General features: G+C 68.2%; 17 protein-coding genes. 7 read left to right on the top strand and 10 right to left on the bottom strand.

Annotated elements, in window-relative coordinates; genetic code table 11:
- The first annotated feature begins 82 nt into the window (after window positions 1–82).
- On the top strand, window positions 83–1,444 hold the full coding sequence (locus LQF10_RS02090; protein WP_231065855.1) for a cryptochrome/photolyase family protein: 1,362 nt from the start codon (window positions 83–85) through the stop codon (window positions 1,442–1,444).
- 45 nt (window positions 1,445–1,489) lie between these two features.
- Here the strand turns inward: LQF10_RS02090 and LQF10_RS02085 are convergent, their stop codons facing one another.
- From LQF10_RS02085 to LQF10_RS02065, 5 genes are all read right to left on the bottom strand, one after another.
- Window positions 1,490–2,161: a DUF3558 domain-containing protein gene (locus LQF10_RS02085; RefSeq protein ID WP_231065854.1), complete on the bottom strand. Its 672-nt coding sequence runs from the start codon at window positions 2,159–2,161 to the stop codon at window positions 1,490–1,492.
- Between the two features lie 107 nt (window positions 2,162–2,268).
- On the bottom strand, window positions 2,269–3,132 hold the full coding sequence (locus LQF10_RS02080) for a hypothetical protein (RefSeq protein ID WP_231065853.1): 864 nt from the start codon (window positions 3,130–3,132) through the stop codon (window positions 2,269–2,271).
- A gap of 73 nt (window positions 3,133–3,205) precedes the next feature.
- A complete protein-coding gene (locus tag LQF10_RS02075; protein WP_231065852.1) occupies window positions 3,206–8,785 on the bottom strand; it encodes a GH92 family glycosyl hydrolase in 5,580 nt (1,859 codons plus the stop codon).
- Between the two features lie 165 nt (window positions 8,786–8,950).
- Entirely contained in the window at window positions 8,951–9,493 is a 543-nt protein-coding gene (locus LQF10_RS02070; protein WP_231065851.1) for a DUF421 domain-containing protein, read from the bottom strand.
- 84 nt (window positions 9,494–9,577) lie between these two features.
- Window positions 9,578–11,119, bottom strand: a complete 1,542-nt coding sequence (locus LQF10_RS02065; protein WP_231065850.1) for an amidohydrolase — start codon at window positions 11,117–11,119, stop codon at window positions 9,578–9,580.
- 126 nt (window positions 11,120–11,245) lie between these two features.
- Between LQF10_RS02065 and LQF10_RS02060 the strand changes: the two genes are divergently transcribed.
- Entirely contained in the window at window positions 11,246–11,710 is a 465-nt protein-coding gene (locus LQF10_RS02060) for a type II toxin-antitoxin system RatA family toxin (protein WP_231065849.1), read from the top strand.
- A gap of 100 nt (window positions 11,711–11,810) precedes the next feature.
- On the opposite strand, the gene LQF10_RS02055 is transcribed toward LQF10_RS02060, so the two are convergent.
- Window positions 11,811–12,203 (bottom strand): winged helix-turn-helix transcriptional regulator, encoded by a 393-nt coding sequence (locus tag LQF10_RS02055; RefSeq protein ID WP_231065848.1) that lies wholly within the window; start codon window positions 12,201–12,203, stop codon window positions 11,811–11,813.
- Window positions 12,204–12,322: 119 nt separating this feature from the next.
- Here LQF10_RS02055 and LQF10_RS02050 point away from each other — a divergent pair, with 119 nt between their 5' ends.
- On the top strand, window positions 12,323–13,180 hold the full coding sequence (locus tag LQF10_RS02050) for an SDR family oxidoreductase (RefSeq protein ID WP_231065847.1): 858 nt from the start codon (window positions 12,323–12,325) through the stop codon (window positions 13,178–13,180).
- 89 nt (window positions 13,181–13,269) lie between these two features.
- Complete coding sequence (locus LQF10_RS02045; RefSeq protein WP_231065846.1) at window positions 13,270–14,298, top strand: LLM class flavin-dependent oxidoreductase; 1,029 nt, start codon at window positions 13,270–13,272, stop codon at window positions 14,296–14,298.
- Window positions 14,299–14,302: 4 nt separating this feature from the next.
- On the opposite strand, the gene LQF10_RS02040 is transcribed toward LQF10_RS02045, so the two are convergent.
- A complete protein-coding gene (locus tag LQF10_RS02040; protein ID WP_231065845.1) occupies window positions 14,303–14,800 on the bottom strand; it encodes a GNAT family N-acetyltransferase in 498 nt (165 codons plus the stop codon).
- Window positions 14,801–14,809: 9 nt separating this feature from the next.
- On the bottom strand, window positions 14,810–15,394 hold the full coding sequence (locus tag LQF10_RS02035; RefSeq protein ID WP_231065844.1) for a MarR family winged helix-turn-helix transcriptional regulator: 585 nt from the start codon (window positions 15,392–15,394) through the stop codon (window positions 14,810–14,812).
- Window positions 15,395–15,423: 29 nt separating this feature from the next.
- Between LQF10_RS02035 and LQF10_RS02030 the strand changes: the two genes are divergently transcribed.
- The 3 genes from LQF10_RS02030 (at window position 15,424) to LQF10_RS02020 (ending at window position 18,072) form a co-directional block, all read left to right on the top strand.
- Entirely contained in the window at window positions 15,424–16,188 is a 765-nt protein-coding gene (locus tag LQF10_RS02030) for an SDR family NAD(P)-dependent oxidoreductase (protein ID WP_231065843.1), read from the top strand.
- 139 nt (window positions 16,189–16,327) lie between these two features.
- Window positions 16,328–16,909 (top strand): TetR/AcrR family transcriptional regulator, encoded by a 582-nt coding sequence (locus LQF10_RS02025; protein ID WP_231065842.1) that lies wholly within the window; start codon window positions 16,328–16,330, stop codon window positions 16,907–16,909.
- Window positions 16,906–18,072 (top strand): GDSL-type esterase/lipase family protein, encoded by a 1,167-nt coding sequence (locus tag LQF10_RS02020; protein ID WP_231065841.1) that lies wholly within the window; start codon window positions 16,906–16,908, stop codon window positions 18,070–18,072. The genes LQF10_RS02025 and LQF10_RS02020 overlap by 4 nt, the downstream gene beginning before the upstream one ends.
- Window positions 18,073–18,094: 22 nt before the next feature.
- Here LQF10_RS02020 and LQF10_RS02015 read toward each other — a convergent pair whose 3' ends face one another.
- Together LQF10_RS02015 and LQF10_RS02010 are read right to left on the bottom strand one after the other, a co-directional pair.
- Window positions 18,095–18,943 carry a CPBP family intramembrane glutamic endopeptidase gene (locus LQF10_RS02015; protein WP_354002614.1) on the bottom strand — a complete coding sequence of 283 codons (849 nt, stop codon included), beginning with the start codon at window positions 18,941–18,943 and terminating at the stop codon, window positions 18,095–18,097.
- Window positions 18,944–19,087: 144 nt separating this feature from the next.
- Window positions 19,088–20,062, bottom strand: coding sequence for an LLM class flavin-dependent oxidoreductase (locus LQF10_RS02010; protein ID WP_231065840.1), 975 nt, complete (start codon window positions 20,060–20,062; stop codon window positions 19,088–19,090).
- Window positions 20,063–20,290: the final 228 nt, after the last annotated feature.

The raw sequence follows: 20,290 nt of genomic DNA, 5'->3' as shown, positions 1-20,290 counted from the left end.
GGGGCTGGTCAGCCAAGGATAGAGCGCACCGGGCCGGACGTCTGTGGAGACAACTCCCCGTGCAGCGGTGCAGACTGAACCGGTGACTGCGCCCACTCTGCTCTGGCTGCGCAACGACCTACGCCTGGCCGACAACCCGGCACTTCGCTCCGCTGTCGATCGCGGTGAAGGCGTCGTGGTGCTGTACGTGTTCGACGAAGTCACTCCGGGTGTGCGGCCGCTTGGCGGCGCTTCGCGGTGGTGGCTGCACCACAGTCTGGCGGAGTTGGCGGATCGGCTGGCCGAGCGCGGGGGGCGGCTGGTACTCCGCCGGGGAGCTGCCGCCGATGTGGTCCCGGCTGTGGTGGCCGAGTCCCGCGCCGGCGCCGTCACCTGGAACCGTCGATACGGCCGGGGCAGCCGGGATGCGGATGCCGCGTTGAAAACTGCCTTGGGCGAGGACGGCCTGCAGGTGGAGAGTTTCCAGGCAAACCTGCTCGTCGAGCCGTGGACGATCCGCACCGGGTCGGGCACTCCGTACCAGGTGTTCACCCCGTTCTGGCGAGCCTGCCTGGGGGCGGCAGACCCTCGCGTACCCGTCCCGGAGCCACGTGAGATCGCCGCCCCGGGGCCCGAGATCCGCTCCGAGGAACTCGACTCCTGGGAATTGCTGCCCACCCGCCCAGACTGGGCCGGTGGCCTGCGGGAGACCTGGGTGCCGGGTGAGGTGGACGCACGCCGCCGACTGGAGGAGTTCGCCGACGGCACGCTGGCCGAGTACGGGCGCCGGGACGAGCCGGCCCAGGACGTCACCTCCCACCTCTCCCCCTCGCTGGCGTTCGGGGAGATCAGCCCGTTCCAGATCTGGCACCGGTTGCACGGCGATCTCTCCCCGGCGGCCACACAGCAGAGCGGGAAGTTCCTCAGCGAGGTGGGATGGCGGGAGTTCCACAACCATGTGGCCTTCCATGCCGAGGATCTCGCGCAGGTGAATGTGAAACGGCAGTTCGACGACTTCGGCTGGGAGCGACCCCAGAAGGACGAATTGGACCGCTGGCGGTACGGGCGTACCGGCTTCCCGCTGGTGGATGCGGGGATGCGCGAGTTGTGGCACACCGGCTACATGCACAACCGCGTGCGTATGGTCGCTGCGTCCTTCCTGGTGAAGAACCTGCTGGTGGACTGGCGCGTCGGCGAACAATGGTTCTGGGACACGCTGGTGGACGCCGATGAGGCGAACAACCCCGGAAACTGGCAATGGGTGGCCGGTTCGGGTGCCGACGCCTCGCCGTACTTCCGGATCTTCAACCCCCTGACCCAGCAGAAGAAGTTCGACCCGGACGGCGCCTACGTGCGCCGCTGGGTGCCCGAGGCCGGAACGGACGAATATCCGGATCCGATGGTCGATCTGGGGCAGAGCAGGCGCGCGGCGCTCGACGAGTACGAGGTGATCAAACGGTCATGAGCACGTCGGGGAGATGCCGCTGACGGCAACTCCCCGACGCCGGGATCAGGCGTGCTCGACGGTCAGCTCGGTCAGCGCCACGGCCTGATCGGCCTCGCTGCCCTCACCGAGGACCACCACCTGGAAGAAGCCACCCTCCACCTCGGCGATGACGACTGCTGCGGTCATGCCCATCGTCTCCCCAGTGAGTGCGACCGCGCGGCTGGTACCGGCCACGGTGACGTCCTCGGGGTCGCTGGTGTTGTCGTAGGCGCCGGTGGCAGCCACGATCATCTCGTCCAGGTCGCTGGCCACGGGCACCCACTGCAAGAGCACGCTGGCAGCCTGGCCGTCGCTCGGGGCGAAAGTGCAGGTGAGGGAGCCCATCAGGTCATCGGCCGTCCCCTCGCTCACGGCGAAGTCGACGACACCGCTCACCTGGTCCGCTGTGACGACGCTGCACGGGTCGAAGTCCTCGGCGGGGGCGACCACACCCGCAGCCGCGCCAGCCTCACCTTCGTCATCGGCTGACTCCTCCTGTGCCGTGCTGTCCTCGGCTACGGCACCTTCGTCACCATCGCTACCCTCCGCCCCGGACTCGTCCTGCGTGGCCTCCTGGGATCCAGCCGAGGTCTCGTCCTCGGCCGGAGATTCGCTGCACGCGGTCAGCGCCAGCAACGAGCCCACCCCCGCCACCGCGGCAGCGTGACGGACCCGGATCATGGTGACGTTCTTCAACGGTGTTCTCTCCCTCTGCCAGGTCTGGCCCGGCGCTCAACGGTTGATCTGAGGGTATGGCCGCCATTGCGCCGCGCCTATGGGCAGGGGTGCCCGTGTGTTCGCGCTCACTCGCAACCGGTGACACCCGGCGGGAGGGCACGCGCGTGCAGCTCCGCTCCGGCGTCCCCGAGGCCGTCCGTGAGGGCGTAGGCCCATGCCTTGATCGCACCGTCCTCGGCGACCACACCGCAGCCGTCGTCGCCGAGTAGCTCGGTGGCCGGGGGACCCGGCCAGGTGGAGGGCAACTGCGCCCCCTCGGGCATCTCGCCGTCCACCTGCACGGCGGCGACCGGAACTGGCTCATCGGTCAGCACCAGATTGACCCGCAACACCTCGGTGAGAGCGTCAAGATCGTCCCGCGCGCGGCGCTCAGACCACTCGAGCCCCTCGGTGAGACCAAGACCGTACGCATGAACCTCGGCCGAGGCCGACGAGATGCCGTTGTCATACCGGAAGTAGGTCCACTCTTGGTCGGGCACCCCCACACGCCCGAACTCGGGGCTACCGAAGAGGGAGCTCTCCGCACGCTCACGCAGCTCCGCCACTGCACAGGGCAGCAGATATCCTGTGGTCCACGGGCTCGCGGGATCCCCAGAACTCGCTGCACTGTCCGTGGACTGGTCGGAACTGCCCGACGCCGACGACGCCGCTGCCTCAGCTGCCTCCACATCGGCGGCACTGGAGCCCCCTGCGGCGCGCACCACCACGCCGTCGGCGTAGACGACGGTCACCAGGTCCCAGGCGCTCGTGCCCTCGGCCACCGTGAGCAATACACCGGCCTCACCGGGCGCCGTCGTGGGGGCGCTCTCCCCTTCGCAGGCGAGCGGTTCGGTCGGTTCCAGGCCGATCACGCTGCATCCGGCGACGGACGGCAGTAGTACTGCCGCCGCCGTGAGGGCGAGCCAGACCGGTCGGATGCGCCTACTCATATCACTGAGCCTAGCCCGCCATCGGTCCACTCCGAGGGGCACCGGCACAGCTGCACCGGTGCCCCTCGCAGGTTCAGCCGCGCCGGATCACCGAGCCCATGCCGCGGCGGCGCCACACCAGGAGGGCGGCCCCGGCAACGAGGAGGAGCAGCACCGCGCCGAGGACACTGGCGAGCTCGGTACCGGTGGAGGGAAGCGGCAGGCCCGAGTCGTTCTCGTCGACCGGATCCTCCGCGTCAGCAGCGGGGTCCACGACGGTGGTCACCGCCCAGCCGATCAGACCGCCGTCGGCGCCATAGACGGCGAGCCGGTGCTCCCCCAGTGACACATCCGCCGGCACCATGAACACGGCGGTCCCGTCCTGGCCCACTGTGGCAGTTCCGAGTGCGGCCGGGTCCGAGAACAGGTACGCCGCAACGTCCGCACCGGTATGCGCCTCGCCCACCGTCACCGTGAAGTCCGCACCACGCACGATCGTGGCCGGGGCCTCGATGGCGCCGAACAGGTCGTCAACAAGATCCTGTTCGGACGGACCGCCGGCCCCCGGCTCATCGCCGTCATCCGGGTCAGTCGGGTCTGTCGGGTCAGTCGGGTCTGTCGGATCGGTCGGGTCCGTCGGATCGGTCGGATCAGTCGGGTCCGTCGGGTCCGTGGGATCGGTCGGATCAGTCGGATCGGTCGGGTCGGTCTCGTCCGAGGGCTGCAGCAGCGTGATCCGGTCCAGGCTCATCTCGCCACCATCCTGGCGCAGCGCCACGGACGGAGCCCACTCGGAGTAGGCCTCGGCATCGATCGTGAGGTCGAGCAGACCGCGCCGGATCAGCTCCCACTCCTCGTCCTGCTCAAGCCAGACCGTCAGCTCGCCGTGATCGACCCGGACGGCGAACCGGTCGCCGGGCTCCCACGTGAGTGGATAGGGACGGCCAGGTCCGGCCGCTAGCTGGTCGTTGCCGCCGCCGAGCCGCACGTCGATCCCGTGCTCGCCCCGGCTGTGGTTGTACCAGGAGTGCACCCGCTCGTCCGGGCCGGCAGTCAGGCCCAGGAAGAGGCTGTCCTCGTCCACACCGGAGCCGAGGAAGGTTCCGGGCTCGACCACGAGGGCGAACTGCTCGCCCGCCTCCGCCGGCAGCGCGAGCTGCGTCCACGCCCGATCGTCGGCGGAGGTCGTCAGCAGGCCTGCATCGGTGTCGACCGAGACGTCGGCCGCAGGCTCCGAGCCCGCGTCATAGACGGTGTACTCCTCGAGCCGGTCCTCGGAGAAGTCGTCCTCCCAGGCAACCTCTCCGTAGGTGTCGGCGTCGAAGGGGTCCGGCGTGGGCAGCGGGAGGTTCTGTGCCGGCTCGTCCGGGCCCGGCACGTCCACGCCCTCATCGGTGACCCACGTGGTCCCGTCCTCGTACTTCGTGACAGTGAACGAATCGACCGTGTCTCCTTCCTGGACCGGTCCGTCCGCGCCCCGGGGTGCGACCCACGTGGCGACCGACTCGTAGGTCAGCGTGTTCTCCTCGACCTGGATGGACTGGTACGTCGCCACATCCTGGACCCTGACCTGCAGGTCGGCGTTGTTCTGCGTCCAGCGGTTGTCCTCATCGGAGGGCAGGTCGTACATCTTCTCGCCCGCGTTGGCGACCACGTACACCGGTCCGGCGCTCACGCCGTCGGTGTCGGTACGGGAGTCGTTGTGGACGCCGCGACCATAGGTGTGGTCGTGCCCCTGAAGCACCAGGTCCACGTCATTGCGTTCCAGCACGGGAACGATGTGCTCGCGGTACATCACTTCGTCGCGCAGGCCACCGCCGGAGACCCCGACAGAGAAGATGGGCTGGTGGGCCAGCACCACGGTCCAGTGGTGCGGGTTCTCCTGGATCACTCGCTCCAGCCAGTGCGCCTGCGCCGTGAACCAGGCCTGCCGGTTCACTTCGCAGTCGTCCGGCTGCCCCGCAGGGCGCGAGATCGGGCAGATGTCATCGTGGTTGGCGTTCAGCGTGATGTACCGCACGCCCTGGTAATCCGTGGTGTAGACCGTGTCCTTGAGCACCTCGGCCAGGTGCTCACCGTGGGTGGACGCGTACTCACGCGCATCGGCGGGAATCGGACCGTTGGCGTCGTACTCGAAGCTGTCCGTGAAGTTCTCGATGAACGGCTGGCCGCCGATCTCGTGGTTGCCGAGCGTGGTCAGTACCTGACGATCGGTGCGCAGTGGCTCCGTCGCGTCGAACCAGTCGGTCCACTGCTGATCGTTCGGCGCGTGGTCGATCAGGTCCCCGGCGTAAAGGCCGAGCTCGGCATCCGGGTGCTCGGTCGTCGCCGCCTCGATCGCACGCGGGAAGATCGTCGGGATGCCGTTCTGCGCATCACCGAAGTAGAGGAAGGTGTACGGCTCGAAGGACTCGGCGGCAGTGGTGAAGGTGAACCACTCGCTCCATCGATCTCCCGAGGCCACCCGGTACTCGTAGGCGGTGTCCGGCTCTAACCCGTCTAGCAGCGCACTGTGGCTCCGGGCCGGGTAGCCGCCCACGGAACGTTCGGGCTTCTGCTCCGCGGTCACCGTCTGCGTCTCGCCGCCGTCAGCCGGGCGCACCTCGACCGAACCCGTGAGCGGGTTCTGGCTGCGCGAGCGCCACGTCACATACTGCGAACTCGACGGGTCCGCGCTCGGGTTGAGCACGACCCGCTCGGGATCACCGAGCGGCGCATTCGGATCCGTCCACGCCTCCGGTGAGAGTGCGACGTCGAAGATGTGCATCAGGCCGCCATGATCGGCACCCGGCAGGGTCACGGCCTCGACTGTCTTGTCCGGATCGATGGCCGCCGGGCGAGTGGCGAACACCCGGAAAGTGCCACTGCCGATGCCTCCGTTGCGGTTCACCCTGTTACCGACCTCGAAGACGGTGGCGTTGCCGCCACCGGGGCTCTGCGCCCAGTCGGTCAGGAAGACCGGCACCTCCTGGGTGGAGCCATCGGTGTAGACCACCGTGGCATCGCCCTCGGACGGGCCGTTCGTGGCCAGGCCGAGGAAGGAGACGGTCGCCGCCTGCTGCGGTTCGACCTCCACCCGCTGACCGTGCGGAATCCAGTTGTCCGGCTCACCGGGTTCGGTCTCGGGCCAGGTGAAGACGAGGCTTTCGTGGTCGGGATGCGGGAGCTGCCCACCCGGCTCGGCACCCTCGGCGGCCAGTCCGTCCCGGGAGAACGCCCAGTCGCTGAGGTCCATCGACCCCATGTTCGCGGCGCCGTGCGGGACGGTGCCGGCGTTGTTGCGGGCGTCGGTTCCGTCGGTGTAGGACGGCGGGGCATCGCCCTCGCCGCTGCCCCAGTCACCCGGGGTGGCGGACATCTCGAAGGCGAGCGTGCCGCCGTCGCGTGCGAAGTCCTCCCCCACCCAGGAGGCGGTCTGCTCCGTGCCGTTCACGCTCAGGCCCGTGGTGTAGCGGGCGCCGTCGGAGACGCCCGGAGCGTCGAGCTGGTAGACCCGGTCGGAATCGGCGCTGGTGATCGTGACGGCATCGAACATCGGCGCGGTCACCAGGAGGTTCGCGGTCCCGTAGATCGCCGGGTAGATGCCGAGCTGGGCGAATACGGCCCAGGAACTGAGCGAGCCCTGATCGTCGTTGCCGGGCAGGCCGGCAGGGTCGGTTCCGTACATCTCGTCCATCGCCCGGTACAGCACGTCCGTGGTCTCGTGCGGCTTACCGAGCCAGTGATAGACCCAGGGCGTGCTCAGTGCGGGCTGGTTCGAGAGATAGTTCCCGGACTGGTCGTAGGCACCGGCGTCGAGGTCAGTCATGAGCCGGTCGAGCACGACCTCCGATGCCTCAGCGCCGCCGCGCATCTCAATGAGCGTGCCCAGGTTGTGCTGCACATGCCAGTTCCACTGGTGGCCGGTGGACTGGTGGAACTGGTTGCCGCGCTCTTGCAGGTTGAAGCCGCGGTCGAAACTGTTGCGCGAGCGTGGCCGGATCTCCTGCGTCTCGGGGTCGAACACCATCCGCCAGTTCTGTGCCCGGGCCATGAAGGTCTGATAGGCGTCCTCGTCGCCAAGGCGTGCGGCCAGCTGTGCCACGGAGAAGTCGGTGAGGGCGTGGTCGAGAATGCGAGAAGTCGCGTCTCCACCCTTGCCGTTCTCGATCATGCCGGTGGCGAAGTACTGGAAGGCGTGGAAGCGGCTGGAGTCCTCGGATGGCAGTCCCTGGCTCTCCACGATGGAAGCGAGTACAGCCTCACGGTCGTAGTCGGTGGCGCCGAAGGCGTCGAGGGTGCTGATCAGATTCTGGTAGCTGTCCACCCCGCGGAAGGCCTCCCAGGACCCCCGCTGCTCCACCTGGTCCACGATCGTCTGATTGATGTCGTCGGCCACCTCGGGGTAGAGCATCGCGAGGAGCTGGGCGTGGCTGCGGACCATGTCCCAGCCGCCGCCGGCGAAGATCTTGTAGTGGTTCCGGCCGGCCTCGACGGTGTGGATCTCGTCGTCCTTGCCGCGGTACTCACCATTGACGTCCTGATGGATATTGGGGTGCAGCAGTGCGTGATAGAGCGCCGTGTACAGCTGGACGCGCTGATCCTCGGCGCCACCGGTGGCGTCGATCAGGCCGAGGGCGTCCTCCCAGGCGGCCTGCGCCTGGGAGCGGATCTCGTCGAAGCTCAGATCTTCGGCCTCGACCTCGCGGTTCTCGGCCGCGTTCTCGGCGCTCACGTAGCTGAAGCCAGTGCGAGCAGTGACCTCGGCGCCGTCGGCGAAAGTGACCCAGCCGCCGACCTGGTGCCGGAAGTCGACTCCCTCATCGCCGGTGACCCGCTCGGCAGCGGTGCCCTCCGCGGTCATCTCTGCCCCGTCCCAGATGCCCCAGGACTCGAACGGCTGGTCGTACGTGGTGGAGAAGTAGGCACGGTAGTGGGTGCCGTCGTCGCAGACATCGGCCCCGTAGGTCCAGCCGCTGACTGTCTGGTTCTCCGGGTCGATGTCGATCACGACGTCGTGAATCCGATTGTTGGCCCCGGATGCGTCAAGGAGAAGGGTCGCGCTGTCACCGTTCTCATCGAAGGTGTAGCGACTGACGGCGGTCCGTGTGGTCGAGCTCAGTTCGCTGAGCACGCCGTTATCGGTCTCGACCGAGTAGTAGCCCGGCTGCGCCACCTCATTGTCGTGGCTGAAGTCGAGGAAGTAGCTGCGGTGGTCCACGGCCGGGCTGACCGGGAGAACACCCTCGTCGAGCGCACCCGCATACGGCGTGGTGGGGAACTCGTAGCCACCGAAGCGCTCGTGACAGCCCGTACCCGAGTAGCGGGTCATGCCGAAGCCGCGGATCTGGTCCGCGGTGTACTCGTAACCACCCTTGTCCCGGACCAGATCATGCGCATCTGGATCGGTGTTGTACGTCGTCGGGCTGGGCTGGACCATCCCGAACGGCAATGCCCCGCTGGGGAAGGTGTTGCCGTAGGCGTCGTTGCTCTTGTTCTCGCTCAGGTCGAGTTCGGTGCCGATGAACGGGTCGACCGCGTCGAACGGGGCGATATCGTCCGCCGCTGCCGGTGTCGCGATGGCGGCCGCGGCGAGCCCAGCCACGAGTGCGGTGGACAGGGCGGACGCGATCAGCCGCGCGGGCCGGCGACGAGACGTAGAGCGCACGAAGGTGCGAGGGTGTGCGGAGGGCATGACGACCTTTGCTCTCGAACCTGCCGGCGCACCAAACAGACGTGCGCCGTCCAGGACCTGCCAGACGGGGACGAGAACCACCCCAACAGCGGCAGGTGAACATCTCTTGACCGCGCGGATACCTCCGCCCGATCGGTTCGTGAACAGCCGTTGGGCCAGACGCGCCTATCGAAGGAGCTCGGGCGGGATCTCCTCGGCACCCCGGACGCCGTCGAGCAGCTCGGGCTCGATCCCGTCGCCGCGGCGCAGCACGCTGATGGCCCCCGAGGGTTCGAAGATCACGGCTGCCACCTCGTTGCGGTGCCGCACCCCGGCCTGCCTCAGTCGTGAGGCCAGCTCGGCATCGACCACGTGGCAGCGCCGCATGTTCTCCTCCAGCACGGTGGCCCCGGCCATGAGGAGTACCGGCGGCACGGCGATCGCCTGCCGGCCGATCCGATGCGTACGCACCAGGCCGGCCACCGCCTGCAGCACGATCAGGGTGGCCAGTGCCACGATCCCGGCGGCCAGGCGCGGGAACTCCCCCAGGCTGGCGCGCCCGATCACGGCACCGAAGGCCACCACGGCGGCGAGATCGTAACTGGACATGGTGGCCAGCATGCGCTGGCCCATCAGCTTCACCAGCAGCACCATCGCCACGTACATGCCCACTGTCCCGAGCACGACGGCGAGCGCCTGGGTCGGCGTGATCAACAGCAGATCGTTCATTGCTCCCTCCCGCACAGCAGTGCGCTCCACCGTAGCCAGACCCGCCGGTGCAGGTCGGAGCGTCTCAACCGCCGACGGCGAACCTCACCAGTCGCTGTGCGTCCAGCGGCCGCCCAGAAGGGTTCCCCGCACACCCATCGTGCGCAGGACGGCGGGGTCGCAGCGCACAGGGTCCTCGTCCAGGAGCGCGAGGTCGGCTACATCTCCGGGCCGGAGGAGCCCGCGGGTGGCAGTGCTGGCCGCGAGCGCCTGGGCAGGGGCGATCCGGTGCTCGGGGTGCCACGGCGGGCGTCCGTCGCGGCTGCGGGTGACGGCGGCAGCGATCGCCGTCCATGGGTCCAGGGGCGCGACGGGGGCGTCAGATCCGAACCTGACCCGTGCGCCCGCATCAAGCAGGCTCCGCACGGGGAAGGCCCAGCCGGTGCGCCCGGGCCAGTACTCCTCGGCGATGTCTCGATCGTCCATCGCGTGTTCGGGCTGCACGCTGGCCGTGACGCCGAGCTCGGCGAACCGGTCCAGATCGTCGGGGTGCACCAGCTGGGCGTGCTCGATGCTGGCCGGCAGTCCCGGCACCTGCCCAGCGGTAGGCCGTGCGGCTGCGTAGGCGTCCAGGGCTGCCGTCACGGCCGCGTCCCCGATGGCGTGGACGGCGGTGCCCAGGCCCGCGCTCCGGGCGCGGGCGATCAGGTGGGTGAGGGCGGCGACGTCATATTCGAGGTGACCATGGACGCCGTCGGTGCTGGCGTGCTCCTGAGGCTCCTTGGGCAGGGGGGCCTCATACGGATCCCGGCAGTACGCCGTCCGTGTGTTCAAGGAACCGTCCGCGATCACTTTCAGCGGGCCCACGGTGAGCAGGCCGAGGCGATCAAGGACGTCACCGGAGCGCAGCCCGGCGCGGATGACGGCGTCCAGGCGGTCGGGGTAGAAGCCCGCTCGTACCCGCAGCGTGTCGACTCCACGTGCGATCCGCTCGGGCCAGATGGCGAGGTTGTCGGCCATCTCGAGGTCCACGATGCCGACCACGCCTCGCGCCGCGGCAGCGGTAGCTGCCCTACCGGCGGCGCCCACGTCATCGCTGTCGGTCGCGGCGTCCAGGCGGCGGGAGGCGGCGAACCACTCCGCCTCGCGCACCACGCCGTCAGGGTCCGGATGGACACCCAGCCAGCGGGCGGCCGCAGTAGACAGCCACGCACAGTGCAGATCCCAGGCGATCAGCACTACCGGGCGTTCACCGGCGACGGCGTCAAGGCCAGCCTGGCTGGGCGGCTCAGGCCAGGTGGCGTCCCGGAAGCCATAGCCCACGAGTGGGGCATCCTGGCGCGAGTGGGAGCGGACCACGTCAAGTACGGCGCCGGCGTCCTCGGCCTGGCTGAGGTCGAGGCGCTCGCGGCGCAGCGCCCATTGGTGGAAGTGCACGTGTGCGTCCCACAGACCCGGGATGAGAACCGCGCCATCGGCGTCGATCGGCTGAGCGGTCGATTCCAGCCGCCTCGAGGCCGACGCTGACGTGAGGTCGGTACCGGTGGGTGCGATCCGGGCGAGGCGCCCGTCGGCGATCAGCACGTCCAGCAGGTCGTCGCTGCCAGGGCGGCGCACGCGCCGCAGCAGCAGGGGCGGTTCACTCACCTGGCGAGCCTAGAGCCCGTCCGGCTCCGGCGACTCACGTGGGTGTGGTGAGTGTCGGATTCTCCGCTGTTCGCGACACTCACCCGCACCCCCGCGCGGCTCCCGTGGGCCTGGCAGACTGCATCCATGCCCGTAGTGCAGGCGGAAGTCATGGTTGAGGTCGACCCCGCGACGGCGTTTGCCGTCTCCCAGACCACGGGCCAGGCGCGCCTGCGCTGGGACCCGTTCATCCGCCGTCAGCGATTCCTCGACGAGGCGGCGGCGCCTGCCAAGGGCGTACGCACGCTGACAGTGCACCGCAGCGGGATCCGGATGATCAGCGAGTACGTCTCCTACGCGCCGCCGCGCAATGTGGGGATGCGGATGGTGCAGGGGCCGTGGTTCTTCGCCAACCTCGCCGGCGGGTGGCGCTTCGAGGCCGTCGGATCCGGCACCCGGGCGGTGTGGAAGTACTCCTTCACGTGCCGGCCACGCTGGCTCGCCCCGGTGGCCGAGCGGATCGGGACGTGGGTGCTCGGACGCGATATCCGCCGTCGGATCGCCGGGTTCGCGGCGGGCTGCCGTGATCCGCAGGTGCTCGACTCACTCTGAGCATCGGAATTGCTCCTGCCGGCTCGCGAGGGTGGCATGGGTGTCGAATTCTCGGCAATCTGCGACATCCAGGGCACCCTCGCGGGCCAACGGCGGTGCGTCAGACGTCGGCGCCCGTGATTTCGGCGTGCGCGGCCACCCAGCGCAGCAGCGGAACGAGATGCCCGGCGAGCTCCCGGCCGGGGTCAGTGAGGCTGTAGTCCACACGTGGCGGGATGGTCGGTTGCGCCTCGCGCAACACTAATCCGTCCTGTTCGAGGGTCCGTAGGGTCTGGGCGAGCATCTTCTCGCTCACCCCGTCGACGGCGCGGCGCAGCTCCCCCCATCGGAGGCTTCGGCTGCTGAGGGCGACCAGTACGAGCACGCCCCATTTGCTGGTCACGTGATCGAGGAGGGCACGCGTGGGGCACTGATGGGTGAACGTGCCAGGGCCGAGATCGACGATGTCGGCAATCAGCGATGCTGGGTCTGTGACCTGGGAACTTACCGCCATACCAGTACCTTACTCCAAAGTGGGTACTGTGGATGGGGAAGCACTCGGCGGTGACTGTCGTTCATCCGATCAGCAGATCCGGCCGACCCGGCAGGACGCTCGACGAAGGGAACCTACTCATGACCATCGCTGTGACCGGAGCTTCTGGCCACCTCGGCCGCCTCACCGTGCGCGCCCTGCTCAACCGCGGGGTGCCCGCCGGGGAGATCGTCGCGACTGCACGGAACACCGAGTCGATCGCTGACCTGGCCGGCCTCGGGGTCCGCACGGTCGCCGCCGACTATGACGACCCCACCTCACTGCCGCCTGCTCTGGCCGGGGTGCGCACCCTGCTGCTGGTCTCCGGCAGCGCGGTCGGTCAGCGCGTCCGCCAGCACGGCGCCGTGATCGACGCGGCAGTCGCCGCCGGGGTGGAACGCATCGTGTATACCTCGGCGCCACATGCCGACACCTCTGCCCTGGTTCTCGCTCCCGAGCACAAGGCCACCGAGGAGCTGCTCGCCGCAGCGCCGATCGCCACCACGATCCTGCGCAACAGCTGGTACACCGAAAACTACGCGGACGCCGTCGCCCGAGCGGACCAGACGGGCGAGATCGTGGCGAGCGTGGGAGAGGGCCGGGTGGCAAGCGCCTCCCGGCAGGACTATGCCGAGGCTGCTGCAGCCGTGCTCACCACCGATGGCCACGCGGACGCGATCTACGAGCTCACCGGGGACCTCGCGTGGACCCATGAGGACCTCGCCAAGGCTGCGTCCGCCGTCGTGGGCCGCGAGGTGACGTTCCGCAATGTGACACCCGCCGAGCACGAGGCGATGCTGCGCGAGGCGGGCCTCGACGAAGGGACGGCCGGGTTCGTCGTGGCGCTGGACCAGAACATCAAGGCTGGGCTACTCGCCGAGGTGACCGACGACCTGAGCCGCCTCATCGGCCGTCCGACGACGCCACTGATCGACGGGCTGCGAGCGACGATGGGCTGAGCTGAATCGCTGAACGGGCTGGGTGAGGGCGAGAGCTCTTCCCCAGCCCGTCGCGGAATAGCACAACCCGCCACATAGTTGTGGAGCAGGTGAGCGCTCGAAAGAACATCGGCTTCCTGTCCTTCGGGCATTGGAATCCGCATCCCACCTCCGCCACCCGGACCGGAGCGGACGCCTTGCTCCAGAGTATTGATCTCGCGGTCGCCGCTGAGGAACTCGGCGCGGACGGAGCGTACTTCCGCGTGCACCACTTCGCTCGCCAACTCGGCTCGCCCTTCCCGCTACTGGCCGCAGCAGGCGCGAAGACGAGCCGCATCGAGCTCGGCACTGGCGTCATTGACATGCGCTACACCAACCCGTTGGCTTTCGCTGAGGACGCCGGAGCGGCAGACCTGATCAGCGGAGGAAGGCTCCAGCTCGGGATCTCACGGGGGTCGCCGGAGCAGGTGATCGACGGCTGGCGGCACTTCGGCCATGAACCCGCCGAGGGCGAGTCCGACGCCGACATGGCACGCAAGAACGCCGAGGTGGCACTGGAGATGATCTCGGGCAAGCAGTTCGCTCAGCCGAATCCCCGGCCGATGTTCCCGAACCCCCCGGGGATGCTGCGCATCGAGCCGTACTCGCAGGGCCTGCGCCAGCGCATCTGGTGGGGCGCAGGTTCCGATGCAACGGCACGGTGGGCGGCGCAGCAGGGCATGAATCTCATGTCCTCGACTCTCAAGTATGACGAGTCCGGCGAACCCTTTCATGTGCAGCAGCGCCAGCAGATCGAGGCATTCCGTACGGAGTGGGCACAGCACGATCACGGTTTCGAGCCGCGGGTGTCGGTATCGCGGTCGATCTTCGCGATCGTCGACGATCGGGATCGGCGCTACTTCCTCGGCAGCGGGGATCGCGATGATCAGTTCGGGTACATCGACAGCACGCGATCAGTATTCGGCCGCTCGTACGCCGACGAACCCGAGGCGCTCGTCGAACAACTTGCCGGCGATGAAGCGATCGCAGCGGCGGACACATTGCTGCTGACGGTGCCAAACCAGCTCGGCGTGGACTACAACGCTCACGTCCTGGAGTCGATTCTCACCCACGTCGCGCCCTCGCTCGGCTGGCACTGAGGGACTAGGCGAGGTTCCGGCGCATTTCCGCGTTCGGAACGGCTACGCCACGGACCATATTGTCCGGGCGATCGGCCACCACAACGAATCCGAGACGTTCGAACGCCGGCTGCGCACTCCGACTGGCAAAGGTCCGTAGTTCGGTCAGACCCCGGGCACGTGCGGCGCGGATGACGGCGGTCAGGAGGGCGCGGGCGATGCCCTTGCCTCCAACTCGTGGATGGACGAACACCATATCGACCAACCCGTCCGACGTCAGGTCCGCGAACCCCACGACGGCGCCTTCGACCTCTGCCACGAGTGTCGCCGCCTCTCGCCGCCGCGTGTCCCAGTTGCTCAGGTCAGTGCGAGCGGGGCCGGCCCAGGCCTCCACCTGGTCAGGCTCGTAGACCGAAGCGGCTGTCTGGCGAATCGCGGTTTGGAAGACGTCGAAAGTCGCTGTGGCGTCATCGGGGCTTCGGTAGGTGCGGATGTCACACGGCGTTCGCGCTTCGATCGACATCGCTGCACTCTATCTGCCGCTACTTCGCCGATGCACGGGACCACCCGCGGACGATTCGGGAGATGTTGCCCGTTCTCCTGCTCTTTTCCCGAGCCCCGCCATCAGCTGCCGGAGCAGCCCGCTCAGCTGCGCCACCTCCTCGTCATCGAGTGCCGCCACCAGTCCTGCCTCGTGCTCGAGCAACTCACCGACCACATCATCGATGCGCGTTCTCCCCGCGTCGGTGAGCGCCACCTCGACCGCACGGCCGTCAGAACCGCCACCGCGCCGGCGCACCACCCACCCGTCCCGCTCGGCCCGCGATACCCACTGCGAGACGGCGCCGGCGCTGACCCCGGCCCGGCGAGCGATCTCCGAAGGCGCCAGCACATACGGCTCCCCCGCTCGGCGCAGCGTGGCGAGCAAGCTCCGGGTGGACACCTCCATTCCGAGGCGCTGCATGGTGGAGCGGCGGTCGTTCTCAAGCAGGTGCGCGATCCGCCAGATCCGTGTGATCACACCGATCGACTCCACCGGAGCACCGGGGAGCTCCCGGCTCCACGCCTCCGCGATCTCATCGACGGCGTCGCGAACGGGCTCCTCATGTGCCATCATGACACTACTTTAGCCCTAAAGGAGGAGAGATGCCAGAAGCCAGACGCACCGCCGTCGTCACCGGTGGCGGTACGGGCATCGGCCGCGCGATCGCTGCCGATCTCAGCGCAAGCGGCCATGACGTCACGATCATCGGGAGGCGCGCAGACGTTCTCGAACAGACGGCCACCGATCTCGGCGTTCGTGCCGCCGTCGCCGATCTTGAAGACCCGGCAGCGGTGGCGCAGCTTGGCGCCTCCCTTCCCGAACAGATCGACGTGCTGGTCGCCAACGCCGGTGGGATTCCCTCGTCGCCGAACGAGTCCTCCATGAGCCAAGAAGGTGAGCGACTCAACCCCGCCGAGATGGCAGCGCGCAAGACCGCCTCCGTCTGGATGGCGACCTTCGCCCGCAACGTGCTGACCGCCGTCGTGCCCGTGACCACCCTGACCGACCGCCTGGGAACGGACGGACGCCTCATCGTGATCGGTTCGATCGCCGCCGCCCAGGGCAGCGGTTCTTACGGTGGCGCGAAGGCCGCACTCGAATCGTGGGTGGTGGGACTGGCTCGCCAGCTCGGTCCGCGAGGCATCACCGCGAACGTCGTTGCTCCGGGCTTCGTTGCCGAGACCGAGTTCTTCGGCGACTCCATGACCGACGAACGACACGAGCGACTGGTCTCGGCCACGATGACCAAACGCCCGGGTCGTCCGGACGACATCGCTGCCGCCGTCGGGTTCCTCGCCTCACCCCGCGCCGGGCACATCACCGGCCAGGTGCTACACGTGGACGGCGGTGCCACGCACCGCCAGTGATCATCGGCGAGCTCGATCCTTGGCGCGGGGCGCCAGGAGCGGCAGCCGGGACCAGTGCAAGCAGGTACGGCGTCATGGCGATGATCGCCTCTTGCCTACAGAGTGTAGGTTTTAGCCTAATGGGCGTAGGGTCTCATTCATGCCCCGCGCGAATCTCAACGAACACACCGTCCTCGAAGCGGCTGCGGACCTCGCGGACCGGGAGGGCTTTGCCGCCGTGACAGTCTCAGCCGTTGCCCGACTTCTCGGCGTGCAACCCGCCAGTCTCTACGAGCACGTGCGGGGGCGAGAGGCGCTCCTGGACGGGATCCAGCGGCTCGCTCTCGGCGAACTCAGCTCGCGCATCAGTGCCGGCGTCGCAGGGCGCGCTGGGAGTGAGGCTCTCCGCGGGCTCGCTGACGCCCACCGCGCCTACTCCCGCGAGCGCCCGGGCGCGTGGGCCGCAATCGAACGCCGCGCATCCGCGCAGACCGCCCAATCGCCCGAGGCGGGACGAGCCGCATCCCTCACTCTCGCGGTCGTGAGGGGATATCCGATCCCCTCCGACGCTCTCATCCACGCCGCGCGCCTCATCGGTGCGACGATCAACGGCTTCCTCACACTCAGTCGAGTCGACGCCTTCGCACACCGCTCAGAAGCTGAAGACGAATCCTGGACGGCCACGATCGACGCCCTCGACCGCGCATTACGCACCTGGCCTGCGAAAGGAGTCCGCTCATGATCGCCACCCCGCTCACCAACGACCTCCTCCACGGAGTCGCCGAACTTGAACCGACACCACGCGGCATCACGCCTCACCGATTGCCCGCGTGGGTCCGTCAACAGTTTCCCGATCCTCAGCTACTCGCGATGCAAGCCCAGCCCTCCGGTGCCCGCTTGATCTTCAGCACGACCGCTTCACGTATCGAACTCGCCACCCATCCGGTGCGGATCACCTATCGTGGCGCCGACCGCGCGCGAGGGCGTATCGATATCTTCATCGACGGCGTCCTGCACACGCGGGACGAGCTCACCGGGGGCGACCGCAACGAGATCGACTTGCAGACCGGAACCTCGAGCGCTCACCCGGGCCCGGCACATCGCACCGTGGTAGCGGGCCTGCCCCCGGGCAACAAACAGGTTGAGATGTGGCTGCCACACAATGAAACCGTGGAGCTCATCGACCTCCTCACCGACGAGCCTGTCGTCCCCGAGCACAGTCCCCGCCCGGTCTGGGTACACCACGGCAGTTCCATCAGCCACGGGTCCAACGCCCTCGCCCCGACCGAGATCTGGCCAGTGGTCGCCGCGCGAACGGCAGGTGGTGTCGAACTGCGCAACCTGGGCTTGGGCGGCAGCGCCCTCGTCGACCCGTTTCTCGCTCGAGTCATCCGCGACACCCCTGCCGATGCGATCAGCATCAAGCTCGGCATCAACGTCGTGAACCTCGACTCGATGCGGCTACGGTCCTTCGTTCCGGCAATCCACGGCTTCGTGGACACCATCCGCGAGGGGCACCCCGATACGCCACTGGTTCTCGTATCGCCCATCTTCTGCGGGATCCACGAGAACACCCCCGGTCCTGGGGCGGTCGATCCTGCCACCCTGGGCACAGACCACGTCCAGTTCATCGCCACCGGGTCACTCGGGGACACTGCCCACGGGCGACTGACGCTGGAGGTGATCCGGGGCGCGCTCCGCTCAGTGGTGGAGCACCGATCCGAGGACTCGAATCTCCACTTCCTCGACGGCCTTGAACTCTACGGCCCCGTCGATGCGGACACTCTGCCGCTCCCCGATGGCCTACACCCAGATGCTGAAGCACACGACCTCATCGGTCGACGCTTTGCGGAGCGCGTCTTCGCCCCCGGGGCCGCCTTCGGCGGCGTACCCGATCGTCATTGAGTGCGTGCTCTCGCGGCACCGCTCAGCCCACCAGGAAGAAACCCATCACTCCAGGGTTGTGCGCGTGCACGATCGAGAGGAACACCAGGACGTCGAACAGCAGGTGCACGATCAGCACGTAGGTGAGCGAACCGGTCTTGGTGAAGATCCACCCCTGCAGCAGCGCGAACGGGGCAGTCAGGAACGGGCCCCACTCCCGGTAGCCAAGCTCCCAGAGGAACGAGACGAAGATCGTTGCCTGCAGCAGGTTCGCCAGCCACACCGGGAAGTGCCGCCGCAGCAGCGCGAAACACGTGCAGATGAAGAACAGCTCGTCCCAGGTGCCCACGAAGTTCACCCCGACGAAGAACCTCGCGAGTTCGCTGCCGTCGGTGATGTGCGGCCAGTTCAGGTACGCACCCGAGGTGATGAAGTAGAACGGCAGGAGCAGCCAGCCAAGGACCGGCACGGCCACCAGGTAACTCTTCTCCAACCGGCTCCACTTCTGCCCGGTCCGCCACGGGAACCGGATGGCATGGCGCTTGTACACGAGGCGGTCGATGAGCGAGGGGGTCAGGACCGCCAGGATGAGCACGATGCCGATCGTGAAGAACCGGTCCCAGTGCACGTCCGCCTCCACGGATGTGATCGAGACAATCGCGATCCCGACCCCGATGAGGCTGAGGTCCTTGCCCAGCTCACGAGAGACCCACCACGCCGCGACCAGGCTCACCGCCAGCAGGCCGTGCCCCCACCCGGGCAGCATCAGTCCGAACAGCAGGAAAGCGGAAAGTGAGACCCCGACGGCGGGAAGCACAGTCGTCAGGGAGAGCCCGGCTCGATCCGTGGCTGGGAGGGATGTAGGCAGGCTGGCGGACGGGTCGGCGGGCACCTCACCAGCATGCCATCACCACCCTCAGTCTTCAGCGCCGAACGCTGACTTCTGCGGCATCCGCCGGCCCACACGCCGCAGAAGTCAGCGTTCGGCCACCAGGTGACGGCGATACGGGATGGGGTTGGTGGCGAGGTGGGGTTCCTACGCCATCGCCTCGGCGATGATCTGCGCCGCCCGCACCCGCTCGGCCACACCATCGGCGTGCAGGGCCACCATCAACTCATCGGCGTCGGCATGCCGGGCGAACTCGCGCAGGTAATCCCCCACCTCGTCCTTCGTGCCCACGGCGGTGTACCGCATCATCTCCAACAAGCTCCGGCCTTGCGGTGAGGCGAGCACCATGTCCGCCTCGTCGTCGGTGACCGTGCGCCCGGGCGGCAGCAGCAGGCCCACGCGGCGGCGCTGCGCCGTCAACAGTTGGTCAGCCGCCTCGGCCGAGGAGTCCGCCGCCACCGCGCCGACGGCGGCGATCACGTACGGTTCGGCGAGTTGTTCCGAGGGGGTGAACTCCTCCCGGTAGATGGCCACCGCCTGCTCCAGCGCCGCCGGAGCGAAGTGCGAGGCGAAGGCGTAGGGCAGTCCGAGTTTCGCGGCGAGCTGTGCACCGAACAGCGAGGAACCGAGGATGTACAGCGGCACATTGGTGCCAATCCCCGGATAAGCGTTCACGCCCTCGATCGTGGTCTTGCCACGCAAGTACCCGTCCAGCTCGGCAACATCGGCGGGGAAGGTCTCTGCGGCGCGCGCATCCCGGCGCAGCGCGAGCATCGTGTTCTGGTCGGTACCTGGCGCCCGGCCCAGGCCCAGGTCGATCCGGTCCGGGTGCAGCGTGGCGAGAGTGCCGAACTGCTCGGCGATCACCAGTGGCGCGTGGTTGGGAAGCATCACCCCGCCGGCTCCGAGCCGGATCGAGCGGGTGTTCGCTGCCACGTGTGCGATCAGCACACTGGTGGCCGAGGATGCGATCGCCGGGTTGTTGTGATGCTCGGCGTACCAGACGCGCCGGTAGCCGGCCTGTTCCGCGGCCCGTGCGAGGGCCACCGTTCCCTCCAGACTCTCCCGGGTGGTTTGCTCCCGTCCGACGACGGCGAGATCCAGCAGGGAGAGAACGGACATGGGTGGCCTTTCCGGGAAACGGCGGGCGACGGTGGACTGTCTTAGACGGCAACACCGCGGCCCGGCTCTGTCATTCCACGCACAGCGTCATTCCTCGCACGACCGCACTCACCGCGCACCGAGTGCGGCCGATCTCGCGCATATCTCAAGAAGTGAGAGGAATCGGCCGCACTCGCGCTAGGGGGGTGGTGGTTCGGGGGGGTGGAGGGGGCGGGGGGCGGGGGTGGG

This window comes from Ruania halotolerans (assembly GCF_021049285.1).
Lineage (GTDB): Bacteria > Actinomycetota > Actinomycetes > Actinomycetales > Beutenbergiaceae > Ruania > Ruania halotolerans.
Note: the sequence above shows the minus strand (reverse complement) of the source record. Positions and strands in the feature narration are given on the sequence as shown.

Excerpts from the sequence above, each read along its gene's own strand:
- LQF10_RS02050 (WP_231065847.1), top strand. The coding sequence starts at position 12,323 with ATGACCATCGCTGTGACCGGAGCTTCTGGCCACCTCGGCCGCCTCACC.
- LQF10_RS02070 (WP_231065851.1), bottom strand. The coding sequence starts at position 9,493 with ATGAACGATCTGCTGTTGATCACGCCGACCCAGGCGCTCGCCGTCGTG.
- LQF10_RS02040 (WP_231065845.1), bottom strand. The coding sequence starts at position 14,800 with ATGTCGATCGAAGCGCGAACGCCGTGTGACATCCGCACCTACCGAAGC.
- LQF10_RS02035 (WP_231065844.1), bottom strand. The coding sequence starts at position 15,394 with ATGATGGCACATGAGGAGCCCGTTCGCGACGCCGTCGATGAGATCGCG.
- LQF10_RS02030 (WP_231065843.1), top strand. The coding sequence starts at position 15,424 with ATGCCAGAAGCCAGACGCACCGCCGTCGTCACCGGTGGCGGTACGGGC.
- LQF10_RS02060 (WP_231065849.1), top strand. The coding sequence starts at position 11,246 with ATGCCCGTAGTGCAGGCGGAAGTCATGGTTGAGGTCGACCCCGCGACG.
- LQF10_RS02020 (WP_231065841.1), top strand. The coding sequence starts at position 16,906 with ATGATCGCCACCCCGCTCACCAACGACCTCCTCCACGGAGTCGCCGAA.
- LQF10_RS02025 (WP_231065842.1), top strand. The coding sequence starts at position 16,328 with ATGCCCCGCGCGAATCTCAACGAACACACCGTCCTCGAAGCGGCTGCG.
- LQF10_RS02075 (WP_231065852.1), bottom strand. The coding sequence starts at position 8,785 with ATGCCCTCCGCACACCCTCGCACCTTCGTGCGCTCTACGTCTCGTCGC.
- LQF10_RS02055 (WP_231065848.1), bottom strand. The coding sequence starts at position 12,203 with ATGGCGGTAAGTTCCCAGGTCACAGACCCAGCATCGCTGATTGCCGAC.
- LQF10_RS02080 (WP_231065853.1), bottom strand. The coding sequence starts at position 3,132 with ATGAGTAGGCGCATCCGACCGGTCTGGCTCGCCCTCACGGCGGCGGCA.
- LQF10_RS02010 (WP_231065840.1), bottom strand. The coding sequence starts at position 20,062 with ATGTCCGTTCTCTCCCTGCTGGATCTCGCCGTCGTCGGACGGGAGCAA.